The following is an 11,283-nucleotide window of genomic DNA, read 5'->3' on the forward strand; positions in this document are numbered from 1 at the left end:
TGCAGCCCCCGGCGCCCGTGAAGCCTGATAAGTACCGATCGCCGGGATCCCCCTCCCGTCCCACGAGAAGCGAGCCGAGATGACCGAGAAGATTTCGCCGCCCCTACTGACTTGTAATGCGTGATGTCGTGGGGTGCTGACAGGTCGTGATCGTCGCGGTACACCACGGTCATGAGGTACGCGCAGGGTGGCGGGCTGACTGCCGAGCGGAGGGCATTTCGCGAGCAGATCCGTCTGGACGCGGGTGAGATGTTCGCGGCCGGTTGCGACAACGCCGAGGTGGCGAGGGTGCTGCGGGTGCATGTGCGTTCGGTGCAGCGCTGGCGGCGTGAGTGGGCTGAGTGGGGTGAGGCGGGCCTGGTCTCGAAGGGGCCGGCGTCCTTGCCCAAGCTCAGCGACGAGTTGTTCGTGAAGCTGGAGGCGGCTTTGGCGTTGGGGGCGGTGGCGCACGGCTGGTCTGACGAGCGCTGGACGCTCGCGCGGATTAGGACGCTGATCGGGCGGATGTTCCACAAGAGCTACACCGTGCCCGGGGTGTGTCTGTTGCTGCACCGGCGCGGCTGGTCGCCCCAGGTCCCGGCTCGCAGGGCGGTGCAGCGCGACGATGAGGCGGTTGCGACGTGGGTGAAGGAGACCTGGCCGGCCGTGGAACTACCGCGGCGGCGCTCGGGGCCTGGACCGTCTTCGCCGACGAGGCCGGGTTCTCGATGACGCCGCACATCGCCCGCACATGGTCCCCCACAGGTGTTACCCCGGTGATCCGGGTCAACGGCGGCAGCAGGCGGCACCTGTCAGTGGCCGCTCTGTGCTGCTACAAGCCCGGCGAGCGGCCGCGGTTGGTCTTCCGGCACACCGGTGACCGGCGGGTCGACGGCCGCAAGGGCTTCTCCTGGAAGGACTTACGAGACCTGCTCACCGCCGCCCACACCAAGCTCGGCGGGCCGATCGTGCTGGTCTGGGACAACGTCGGCCTGCACCTCAGTCGCGCGATGCGCGCCTGGGCCACGGCCCGGGAGTGGCTCACGGTGTTCCAGTTGCCGGCCTATGCACCGGACCTCAACCCCGTGGAGGGGATCTGGTCCAGCCTGCGGCGCACCAGCCTGGCCAACATCGCCTTCACCGACTACACGCACCTGGTCAGCGCAGTCCGCCGGGGCCTACGCCAGATCCAGTACCGGCCCACCATCATCACCGGCTGCCTCATCGGCACCGGCCTCGCCACAAACCCCGGCGACATCACGCATTAATCCTCAGTAGAGGCCTCCCGCACCGTGCGGCCCGTGCGCATGCGATACGACCTCGTGCTGCGGCCCCACGACGCGCTCGACCAGCACGGCGGATGTGCCGCCCGCGTCCTACCGGGCCCCCTTGTCATCACGTACAGCGGCGACGCCGTCGCAACCCACGCGCCGGCGTCCAGCCACCGGCGCACGCCACGTCCGCCGTGCTCGGCAACGCCGTCGGCCTGATGTGACACACCCCTCTGGGATGCCTGCGTCCTGCAAGATCCAGCCGTCGTGGGTCGAACGGCCCTGGGCACCGGCAAGCCCGATGACGGCGTGGGTGAGCGTGGTGTAGAGGTCTTCGGGGTGGGGGCTGCAGTCCCAGTGGAGGGTGCACTGGTTGCCTTCGACGAACAGGCGGCGGATGATCACCCTGCTGTGCCGGACCCGGCCAGGAGGCTGCTGCCAGGGAGCGATGGCGCGGCTGCTGTGCTGCCCGCCCTCCTGACGGACCCCGGACGCCGGACCCCGCGAGCAGGATGCCGGTGTCGCCGACGCACGCGGTGACACGCCGCGGACCTCCGGCCGAGATGGCCGCCCACGCCTGACGCCCCGTCGGCCGCACCCCAGTACCGGCCGGACCGCGTCGATCACCACGCCCCGCGCCGACCACCCCACACCCCTGCGGTCCCCCCACGCGCCGCCACCGTGCCGCGCGCGGGGCCCTCCACCACCGGAGTTCTGTCATGCGTTCTTCCTTCCGTATCGGCATCGCCACGGCTGCCGCGGCCGCCGGCATCGTCCTCGCCTCGACGCCCGCCTTCGCCCACGTCTCCGTCCAGCCGCAGAGCCCGGCCACCAAGGGCGGTTACGCCACGGTGAACTTCAAGGTCCCCAACGAGCGGGACAACGCCTCCACCACCAAGCTCGAGGTCGTCCTCCCCGCCGATCACCCGCTGGCGTCGGTCCAGCCGCAGGCGATCACGGGCTGGGACATCAAGATCACCAAGTCCAAGCCGGACAAGCCGCTGGCACTGCACGGCCAGAGCATCAGCGAGGCGGTCACCAAGGTGACCTGGACCGCCACCGGCAAGGGCATCGCGCCCGGCTCCTTCCAGAAGTTCCCCCTGTCGCTGGGGCAACTACCCAAGAAAACTGACCAGTTGGTGTTCAAGGCCCTGCAGACCTACAGCAACAAGGAGGTCGTGCGGTGGATCGAGCCGCAGGCCGAGGGCCAGGAGGAGCCGGAGCATCCCGCCCCGACCCTGCAACTGGCCGCCGCCACGCAGGACGACCACCACCAAGACGACGCCGCCGACCAGGCATCGGCCACCAAGGACCCCGACACCGGCCAAACCGGCAACGCCGATAAGAACACGGCACCCACAGCAGGTGACACCACCGACGGCACGGCCCGTGGCCTGGGCATCGCGGGCCTGGTCGTATTCGCCGCCGGAATCCCGTTCGCCGCCCTCGCAGGCCGCCCCCGCAGCAGCCGCGCCTGACCAGGCTGAGGGAGTACCGATGACGGTCACCGCTCCACGCCTGCGCAGCTGGGCCCTGCTGCTCCTGGCTGCCATCGGCCTGCTGCTGGGCACCACCGCTCCGGCCGGCGCGCACGCCGCACTGACACACAGCACGCCCGAGCAAGGAGCGGTGACCGCCCGGCCACCCACCCGGGTCGTCCTGGTCTTCTCCGAGAAGATCGCCCTGAACAGCGATGCCATCCGTGTCCTGGACCCCACCGGCAAACGCGTCGACGACGCCCACCCCACCGCACAGGGCGGCACCGCCTACGCCGTCGGCCTGCCCACGACACCGGCCCACGGCACCTACACCGTCGCCTACCACGTGGTCTCCGCCGACAGCCATCCCGTGGCCGGTGCGTACACCTTCTCCATCGGCGCACCCTCCACCACCTCGGTGTCCGCCGCCGACACCGACAGCGCCGACTCCGGACCGGTCGCACACGCCTACCTGGCCGGCCGCTTCGGCGCCTACGCCGGACTGCTGCTCCTCGTCGGCGGCACCGGCTTCCTGCTGCTGTGCTGGCCGTTCGGACTCAGCAGACGCCCCCTGCGCCGCGCCGTCATCACCGGATGGGCCCTGGTGACCGCCAGCACCGCTGCGCTGCTCCTCCTGCGGGGCGCCTACACCGGCTCCGGCCGCTTCGGCGACGTCGCCGACCTCTCCCGGCTGACCGAGGCCGCGCAGACCAAAGCCGGCGTGATGCTGGGGGCGCGCCTGGTGCTGCTGGCCGCCTGCGCAGCGGCCTGGGCCAGGTGGCGCAGAAGCGGGCCGCTGCCGGCGGGGCGCAGGCGGGCACTGCTTACGGCGGCGGCCGCTGTGGCCGCGGCGCTGGCCACGACCTGGGCGGCCGCGGAACACGCCTCGGTCGGACTGCAGTCCGCAGTGGCCATGCCGGTCGACGTGGTGCACCTGCTCGCCGCCGCGGTCTGGCTGGGCGGCCTGACCCTGCTGACGCTGGCTCTGTTCACCAGCCCCGAGCTGCCCGCCCGGTCGGTGGCCCGGTTCTCACGGCTGGCGTTCACCAGCGTCACCGTCCTGGTGGCCACCGGCATCTACCAGTCCTGGCGGCAAGTGGGCACCCTGACCGCCCTGACCGACACCCGCTACGGGCAGTTGCTGACGGCCAAGGTGGCCGCCGTGGGGCTGCTGTTGGGCCTGGCGTTCTTCTCGCGGCGTTTCATCGGCCGCCTCGCCCGGGCCGCCGTGGCTCCCCGGACCGCGACCGCCCCGCCACGGGTGACCCAGGCCGTCCCCGCCCGCGCCGTAGCACCCCGCCCGGCCACCGGCCAGGAGAACCCGCAGACACCCCCGGCCACCACCCCGGCACGGCCTGCGCTGCGCCGCTGGGTAGCGGCCGAGACCCTGGTCGGCGTGTGCATACTCGCCATCACCGCGGTCCTCACCTCCACCGAACCAGCCCGCACCCAGGAGTCCGCGGCGGCCGCGCCCCCGGCCGTGGAGCTGCCGTTCGACACGCACGGCACACGTGGCCGGGGCACCGTGACCGCCGTGGTGGATCCCGGCCGCAGCGGTGCGAACGCGGTGAACGTGTCGGTCACCCGGCCCGGCGGCGACATGCTTGACGTCCCCGAGGTGCAGGTCGCGCTGACCCTGAAAGCCCAGGGGATCGGTCCGCTGTGGGTGCCGGTGCGCCGGCTGTCCGCGGGCCGCTGGACCACCTCGGGTTTCCAGGTGCCGGTATCCGGCACCTGGGCCCTGGCGGTGACCGTGCGGACGTCGGAGATCGATCAGATCACGGTGCGCGGCCGGGTCAGGATCGGCTGAGGCCCAGGTCCGCGTGGCGCAGACCGATCTCGGCGATGAGGTTCTCCACGGGGGCCCTGATCTCGTCACGGACCCGGCGCACGAAGTCCAGGCCGATGGGCAGCATCCACGGGTGGGCGCCCCACCCCCATCCTCCTGCTGCGGGTGAGGCGGCAGCCTTGTTCAGCAGCGCCTGGTAGGAAGAGGTCACGCCGAGTGCGCCGAGGGCGATGCCCGCTGTGACGGTGGCGCCCAGCAGTAACTTCTCGAGGTGTGACCGGGTCGGTTCCGGCTTGGGGGATGGGGAGCCGCTCGGGGAGGCGGGCCCGGTCACGGTGCTGGGGGAGTGGGTGGTCGCGAAGCTACCGTCCTGTACCTGGTTGGGTGGCTGCGGTCCTGGGGCAGTGTGAGCAGCAGGCTGGTGTGGCACAAAGCCGCCTGGATACAGGGGACGGGAATGGGTCACGCATCCTCCTCGGCCCGCAACGCTGTCGGCAGCGTCTGGCGGAACACTTGGGTCGTCGAAGGGAAGACCTGCCGTCTGCGGGGGAGCGCAGACGGCAGGGCTTGGCCGCCGGGTGCGGCGAATCTGCACAGACGTTCGCACCGGCTGTGGGCTATGTGGCTGCGCGGCCCGGATACGTGCCAAGGGGTTGGACGGGAGATTGCCCGACTGTCCCGCCGGGCGGCCGCGGGCGTGCCGTCCCGGCGCGCGGCCCGCCCCTTTTCCGCGGCTGAGCTTGTCCGCAACGCGCCCGGCGGCGCCACCGGACGCCCCAAGCGTGTGCCGGGGAGCGTCCTGAGCCACCAGGACCCGCATCACCAGCCCGTCGCGCCCGTAGGAGTACCCCGGCTCGGTGGAAGACCTCAGCCCAAGGCACCCGTCAGCCGCCGCAGCGGTGGCACCCGGACGCGACCCGACTTTGCGCCCCGCCATGATTTCGTGCGGTTGCGGCGGATGATCGGGCCGCCCCACACCTTGGTGGACAGCCGGTGCACCCCAGATCGGTCGCGACTTCCCCGGGCACCGGCCCAGTGGTAACGCCGAAGCAGAGACGCCGGTTTGGACATTGCCCTGTCCATGCGGGGCCGGGGCAGTTGCCCGGGGATACGGGCGAACAGTGCCAGAGGTGCGTGGTGGCTAGGTTCACCGGTGACGACAGCAGTTGTTCAGTGCTTCGGAAGGCACCCGGGCCGTAGCGTGTTCGATGTTCACGAGAAGCGACAGCACCCGAGTACGCAGATGAGAATGTTGCCGCTCCATGCTCCAGCGGTGCGGATGGTCGGGATCGGTGGGGTGGGGCAAGCCAAGACGTTGAGCTCGCCGGAGCGAGTCACGGTGACCTCGGTGGAGGTTGTGGACTGAAAAGCCGGCGCGTCTCGGTCCTATCGGCCGGCCGTCGGCGTGCTCGTCGGGTGCCACTCGCGGCGGAGGAGGCCGAAGACCCAGGAGTTGGAGACGTCGCCGTTGACGACGCAGTCCTCGCGGAGGGTGCCTTCGCGGACGAAGCCGAGTTTCTCCAGGACCCGGGCGGACGCCAAGTTGCGGGTGTCGGTCTCGGCCTGGACGCGGTTCAGGTCCAGGGTGTCGAACGCCCACTGCAGGACGGCGTGCGCGGTCTCCGTGGCGTAGCCGTGGCCCCACGCGGCGGCGCCGAAGACGTAGCCAAGGGACGCGCTGCGGAAGTCCGGGTTCCATCTGGTCAGGCCGCACCAGCCGATGAACGCACCGTCGCAGACGCGGTCGACGGCCACCCGCGCTCCCGTGCCTTCCTCCTCGATCGTCCGGCAGGTCGCGATGAAGCGCTGGGCGCGGGCCGGTTCGGTCCACGGCGCTGAGTCCCAGTAACGCAGCACGTGGGTGCTGCTGTGCAGCGCGTAGAGCGGCGCCGCGTCGGCGTCGGTGAACGGCCGCAGTCGCAGGCGAGCGGTGTGCAGCTCGGGGGTGGGCAATGTCATGCGGAGCATCCTGTCGCGTCACGCTCGCCCTCGACCATCCGTTTACCCGGACGGTCGGGGCCGCGTACGTCCCGGTGACGCCGAACGCGCCGCACGGGCGGCGAGTGCGCAGTCCCTCGCCGGCATGGCGAGTAGGCGGCGGCCGTGGCGCCCCCGGGGGACGTTGACCAGTCTCGTCCTGTACCGGACTCCGGACGGATGGAGGTACGCCGTTCACTTCACCAGGCCGATGCAGTGCTGGCACACCTGCTCCCGCGCGTCCAGCAGTACCTGCGGACTTCCGGTCAGATGCTCCGCGTACCGGCAATGCACCCCGCCACCCCGTCCCTGTCGCGGGCACGTGCCACTTGCCGCCCCCGGCACGGCCCAACGGCACGGTGATTCGCCGCAGCCCTGCGACATCCAGCCCCGCGCGCACCAAGTCCTTCTCCCGCAGCACCGCAAGCCCGCCCCGGTCACGCCCTACGACCGCCCCTCCCCCCTCGTCACCCGCCCGTTCTCTTCCGTCTCTGCGGCACAGCCGCAGAGACCGGCACGGCCGGATCCCGGCCGGTCCCTTTGGCGGGAGGCGGGGTCTCAACGCGAGGACGGGCAGTGCTCGCCCGTCCTTGCGGTTCGGGCTCATCGATCGACCCCTCCGGCAGCCCTAGCCAGGGTCGGTAGTGTCACCGGAGGCCACCACAACGGTGCCGTGGGTCTTGGTGAGGTTTTGAGTCCTTCACTGACCCATTCAAGCTCCTGGGCATCCTGCGTCCGGTACCCGGCAAGATCACCACGATGGAGAATCGGCCCTGCCTGCCGGGCGCTGGGCGCGGGTGTGTCGGCCGGATCGCCTGTCGGTTGCTTGCGGTGCGGGAATGCGAGGTCAGCGCCTGCTGATGGCGCCTGCCGGGCTGCCCTGCCAAACCTCTTATTTTTGTGGTCAATTTCCCTAAAATAGGCTCATGGCGGGGGTGGAACTGGCGATCGGTGTTGTTGGCCTGATCATTGCGGTGGTGTCGGCGTATTTCGGCTATGTCGGGGTGAGGGGTCGGATCCGGCGGCGGCGTGGTGGCGAGGGGGGTCGGCTGGTGGCGGCTGAGGGCGGGGATGCCTACGAGGTGTTCGTGTCGTATGCCGCGCCGGACGTGGAGGAGGCGGAGCGGCTGGCGGGGTGCCTGCAAGGGGCCGGTATTCGGGTGTTTCTGGTGCGCTGGGTGGAGCCGGGGCTGGTGTCGTATCTGGAGTCCGAGCGGGCTTTGGCGGGTGCGACGTTCGGGGTGCTGCTGTTCAGTGATGCCACCATGGCCGACCTGCGGATCAGGGACGAGTACGCGGCGCTTCTGCAGCGGGTGCACGGCGGTGGGTTCCGGTTCGTGCCGGCCCGGACCGGGGATGTGGCGTTGCCGCAGTTCGCCGCGATCCGTGAGCCGCTGGATCTGAGTGAGCCCGGTGGGCCGCGTTATGACGCTGAAGTTTCCCGTTTGGTGGGGATTGTGCGCAGGCAGCGGTCGCGGACGGGTGCGTGAGCGGATGCCGATGGCGATGGTGACCCGGCCGTGGCAGTTGCCGGGCAGCACCGAGGTGCGGGAATTGCACCAGGGGCGGTGCGGGCGGACGGTGCTGGCGCGGGTGGACGGTGAGGGCGGCGGCCTGGTGATCGTGCGGTATGTGCCGGCCCGGCTGCTGATCCATCGGCAGCGTGGCGAGGCGTTCCGGGCGGACGTCGGGCGCCTTGCCGGGATTGATGTGCCTGAGGTGGTGCGGCTGCGCCGGTATGTTCAGGCCAAGGGGCTGGTGTCCGCGTACAGCCGGTCTGTCGGGGCGGTTGGTGGCGCGCTGGTGAGCGACGCGGTCGAGGGCGTGGCTCTGTCGCGGGTGCTGGAGGCGCACGGGAGGTTGCGTGCTCCGGCTGCGCTGGTGGTGTTCCATCGCATGCTGTGGGCGCTGGCCGCTGCGAGTGGCCATGGGCTGGTCCACGGGGATCTACGGCCGGCCAAGGTGCTGGTCGGTGGTGCCGCGGCAGTGTCGGTGTCCGGTTTCGGGCTCGCCGCGCTGACGGAAGGCGCGCCGGGAGTGCGCGCGCCGGAGCTGTGGCGTGGCGACGGTGCCGCGACCGCGGCGGCCGACGTGTACGCGGCGGCCTGTGTGTTCCACACGTGCCTGACGGGTGACCTTCCTTTTCCCGCGGTCCAGTTGTTCAGTGTGATGGCGGGGCACACCACGGCACCGGTCCCGATGACGGCGATCCCCGGGCCGCTGCGCCCGCTGCTCGCCGACGGGCTGACGAAGAATCCCGCGCTGCGCCCCGACGCCGGGAGGCTGGCGATCGCGGTGGAGCGCGTGGCGGCCAGGGAACTGGGACCGAACTGGGACGCGCGCGGCACGGCTGTGCTGCGGAACCTGGCTGCGCCCTTGCTGGGAGAAACACTCACGCCGGCGCCGGCTCTGTTTGAAGTTTCCCCGTGATCTCGGACACGTGATCGTTATGCCGCGAGCGTGTGCTGCTGACGTTGCCTGGTCTCGGCCGGGGTGAGGTAGCCGAACGTGCGGTGCTTGCGTAGGCGGCGGCGGTTGTAGAAGGTCTCGATGAAGGAGAAGACCTCGGCGCGGGCGGTGGCCCGGTCGGGCCAGGTGCGGGTGCCGATCTCTTCCTTGAGCAGGGCCCAGAAGCTCTCCGCGGCGGCGTTGTCGAAGCATGATCCGGTGCGTCCGCAGCTCTGCCGCAGCCCCAACCTCCCTATGCGCTCACGGAATTGGGTCGAGGTGTATTCGCTGCCGCGATCGCTGTGGACCACGCAGCCGGGCTCGAGTCCGCCTCGGCCGTGCGCCATGTCGAGAGCGTCGACCACCAGCTCGGCGCGGTGGTGGTCGGCCATGGCGTAGCCGACGACTTCGCGGGTGGCCAGGTCCAGCCAGCAGGCGAGGTAGAGCCAGCCCTCGGCGGTGGGCAGGTAAGTGATGTCGCCGACCAGCTTGGTCCCGGGGCGTTCGGCATGAAAGTCGCGGCCGATCAGGTCCGGGGCCGGCTTCGCTTTCGCGTCCGGCCGGGTCAGCGAACGCCGTCTGCGCCGGGTGACGCCGCGGATGTCGCGTTCACGCATCACGCGGGCGACGCGCTTGCGGTTCACCCGTCGGCCCAGGCGGCGCAGTTCGGCGTGGATGCGCGGGACGCCGTAGGTGTGCCGGGAAGCGATGTGCACCACGGTGATCTCGTGTGCGAGTGCGTCGTCGGCGGCCCGCTTGGCACGGCGGGCGGCCTCGCCCTCGCACCAGGCGTAGTAGGAGGACCGGGCGACCTTCAGCACCCGGCACAGCAGAATGATCGGATAGTTCGCCTTCTCCGTGTGGATAAACCGGTACAGCTCGCTCACCGGTCGTTCTCCTTCGCGAAGAAGGCCGTCGCTTTTTTCAGGATCTCGATCGTCTGCTGCTGTTCGCGGACCTCCTTGCGCAGCCGCTTGAGCTCCTCGCGCTCGGCGCTGGTCAGCTCACCGGACTTGCCCTCGCCCTGGTCTGCCTTCGCCCGGCGGTACCAGCCGCGCAGGGACTCGGAGCTGATGCCGAGTTCCCGAGCGACGGCAGTGACCGTCTTGCCCGAGGAATCAACGAGCGCGATCGCATCCCGCTTGAACTCCTCGGTGTAACGCTTCGTGTACTTACTTCCCACCTGGTGCTACTTCCTCTGGAACCTCAAGATCCCAGTCTCCAGGTGTCCACGATCGAGGGGAAGCTTCAGTTGGCGGGCGCGGGACGCACCTCTCCTTCTCCTGCCCGTTCCGCTCCAGCGCCCCGGCCGACGCCCCGGCCCCAGCCGCGGCCGGGCCCCCAGCCCCGGCCGGGCGACCAACCCCACTCGCGGCCCCAACCCCAGCCGCATCCCCGGCCCCAGCCCCAGGCTCAATCCCAGCCCCAGGCTCAGTCCCGGCCCCAAGCGTGGCCCAGGGATGTGCCCGAGGACTGGCCTCAGTCTCTGTTCCGGCCCGAGGACTGGCCCCGGTCTCTGTTTCGGCCTCAGAACCTGGCCGAGGTGTTGCTCCGGTCCTTGCCTCAGGACCTGGCCCAGTCTTTGTTCGGGCCGCAGGACCAGCCCTTGTCCCGGCCCGGGCCCCGGCTTCCACCTCGGTCCTGGCCGGCCGCGGCCCCGGTCGTCCGGCGGCGCCGGTTGCCGTGGGTGGTGAGGCTCATTGTCAGGATGGTCGTGCTGGGGGTGGGGGTGGGGGTGATCCTGTATGCCGGCTCGGTGCTGCTGAGTGGCGACGGCGGGCTTTTCGGGCTCGCACCGGGGGGCCCGTCCTCGTCCAGTCCCTCGTTCGGGCCTTCGGCCAAGCCTTCGTTGAGTCCTTCGCGCGGGCGTTCGTCGAGTCCTTTGTCCGGGCCTTTGTCGGGGCCGTCGTCCCGGCCCGCGATTCCGCTGTCGACGGCGCGTGTAGGTGTCTGCCCTGCCGAGCGCCGGCTGTCGCTGTCTCCGTCACGGGGCGACATCCATACCAGGATCACCCTCACCGGATCCGGCGTGGTGGCTGACGGCAAGGCCAAGGTGTACTTCCACACCGACGTGGTCGGGACCGTGCCGACCGACAGTCGCGGCTGTTTCCGGGTGAGGTTTTCCATCCCCGACCAGGAGTTCTACGGCCAGTTCCCGGGCACCCGGTTTGACGTGCACGTGGTCGAATACAGTTCCGGATCGGTTTACCTGGACAACGGCCCCGGGCGGCAGGGCTTCGTCATTACTCGCTGATCGCACGGTCGGGTTGATTGTGCAACAAGCGGGGTGGAATGGCGCATTCCGGCCTTATCGTGGTCCGGCTGGAACGTAACGGCCCGT

10 protein-coding genes are annotated in these 11,283 nt (G+C 70.4%); 6 read left to right on the forward strand and 4 right to left on the reverse strand.

All coding sequences use genetic code 11. The annotated features are described in order from the left end of the window. The first annotated feature begins 171 nt into the window (after positions 1–171). The 3 genes from AC1VWI_RS43365 (at position 172) to AC1VWI_RS43375 (ending at position 4,538) form a co-directional block, all read left to right on the forward strand. Positions 172–1,247 (forward strand): IS630 family transposase gene (locus AC1VWI_RS43365; RefSeq protein ID WP_499516532.1). Its coding sequence is split into 2 segments (ribosomal slippage): positions 172–618 and positions 621–1,247, totalling 1,074 coding nucleotides; the frame shifts between segments, so codons are not numbered across the junction. Positions 1,248–1,969: 722 nt separating this feature from the next. After that, positions 1,970–2,728 (forward strand): YcnI family copper-binding membrane protein, encoded by a 759-nt coding sequence (locus tag AC1VWI_RS43370; protein WP_499516533.1) that lies wholly within the window; start codon positions 1,970–1,972, stop codon positions 2,726–2,728. 19 nt (positions 2,729–2,747) lie between these two features. Next, entirely contained in the window at positions 2,748–4,538 is a 1,791-nt protein-coding gene (locus AC1VWI_RS43375; RefSeq protein WP_499516534.1) for a copper resistance CopC/CopD family protein, read from the forward strand. Here AC1VWI_RS43375 and AC1VWI_RS43380 read toward each other — a convergent pair. Continuing rightward, complete coding sequence (locus AC1VWI_RS43380; protein WP_499516535.1) at positions 4,525–4,851, reverse strand: hypothetical protein; 327 nt, start codon at positions 4,849–4,851, stop codon at positions 4,525–4,527. The two genes, AC1VWI_RS43375 and AC1VWI_RS43380, sit on opposite strands and share 14 nt — an antisense overlap. A 1,052-nt stretch (positions 4,852–5,903) precedes the next feature. Then, positions 5,904–6,476, reverse strand: a complete 573-nt coding sequence (locus AC1VWI_RS43385) for a GNAT family N-acetyltransferase (protein ID WP_499516536.1) — start codon at positions 6,474–6,476, stop codon at positions 5,904–5,906. A 944-nt stretch (positions 6,477–7,420) separates the two neighbouring features. Here AC1VWI_RS43385 and AC1VWI_RS43390 point away from each other — a divergent pair. Continuing rightward, positions 7,421–7,984 carry a toll/interleukin-1 receptor domain-containing protein gene (locus AC1VWI_RS43390; RefSeq protein WP_499516537.1) on the forward strand — a complete coding sequence of 188 codons (564 nt, stop codon included), beginning with the start codon at positions 7,421–7,423 and terminating at the stop codon, positions 7,982–7,984. A 10-nt stretch (positions 7,985–7,994) separates the two neighbouring features. Further along, positions 7,995–8,924 (forward strand): protein kinase domain-containing protein, encoded by a 930-nt coding sequence (locus AC1VWI_RS43395; RefSeq protein ID WP_499516538.1) that lies wholly within the window; start codon positions 7,995–7,997, stop codon positions 8,922–8,924. Between the two features lie 17 nt (positions 8,925–8,941). Here AC1VWI_RS43395 and AC1VWI_RS43400 read toward each other — a convergent pair whose 3' ends face one another. Both AC1VWI_RS43400 and AC1VWI_RS43405 read right to left on the reverse strand, forming a co-directional pair. Beyond that, complete coding sequence (locus AC1VWI_RS43400) at positions 8,942–9,829, reverse strand: IS3 family transposase (RefSeq protein ID WP_499508794.1); 888 nt, start codon at positions 9,827–9,829, stop codon at positions 8,942–8,944. Then, positions 9,826–10,125: a transposase gene (locus AC1VWI_RS43405; RefSeq protein ID WP_499508795.1), complete on the reverse strand. Its 300-nt coding sequence runs from the start codon at positions 10,123–10,125 to the stop codon at positions 9,826–9,828. Before AC1VWI_RS43405 ends, AC1VWI_RS43400 begins: the two co-directional genes overlap by 4 nt. A 525-nt stretch (positions 10,126–10,650) precedes the next feature. On the opposite strand from AC1VWI_RS43405, the gene AC1VWI_RS43410 reads away from it, so the two are divergent. Further along, positions 10,651–11,196 (forward strand): hypothetical protein, encoded by a 546-nt coding sequence (locus tag AC1VWI_RS43410; protein ID WP_499516539.1) that lies wholly within the window; start codon positions 10,651–10,653, stop codon positions 11,194–11,196. The last annotated feature ends 87 nt before the right edge of the window (positions 11,197–11,283 follow it).

It is taken from the genome of Streptomyces sp. TOM-9 (genome assembly GCF_056858595.1).

What these genes read in the sequence shown, in the direction of transcription:
- AC1VWI_RS43375 (WP_499516534.1), top strand. Translation starts at nt 2,748, where the DNA reads ATGACGGTCACCGCTCCACGCCTGCGCAGCTGGGCCCTGCTGCTCCTG.
- AC1VWI_RS43370 (WP_499516533.1), top strand. Translation starts at nt 1,970, where the DNA reads ATGCGTTCTTCCTTCCGTATCGGCATCGCCACGGCTGCCGCGGCCGCC.
- AC1VWI_RS43390 (WP_499516537.1), top strand. Translation starts at nt 7,421, where the DNA reads ATGGCGGGGGTGGAACTGGCGATCGGTGTTGTTGGCCTGATCATTGCG.
- AC1VWI_RS43410 (WP_499516539.1), top strand. Translation starts at nt 10,651, where the DNA reads ATGGTCGTGCTGGGGGTGGGGGTGGGGGTGATCCTGTATGCCGGCTCG.
- AC1VWI_RS43395 (WP_499516538.1), top strand. Translation starts at nt 7,995, where the DNA reads ATGGCGATGGTGACCCGGCCGTGGCAGTTGCCGGGCAGCACCGAGGTG.
- AC1VWI_RS43385 (WP_499516536.1), bottom strand. Translation starts at nt 6,476, where the DNA reads ATGACATTGCCCACCCCCGAGCTGCACACCGCTCGCCTGCGACTGCGG.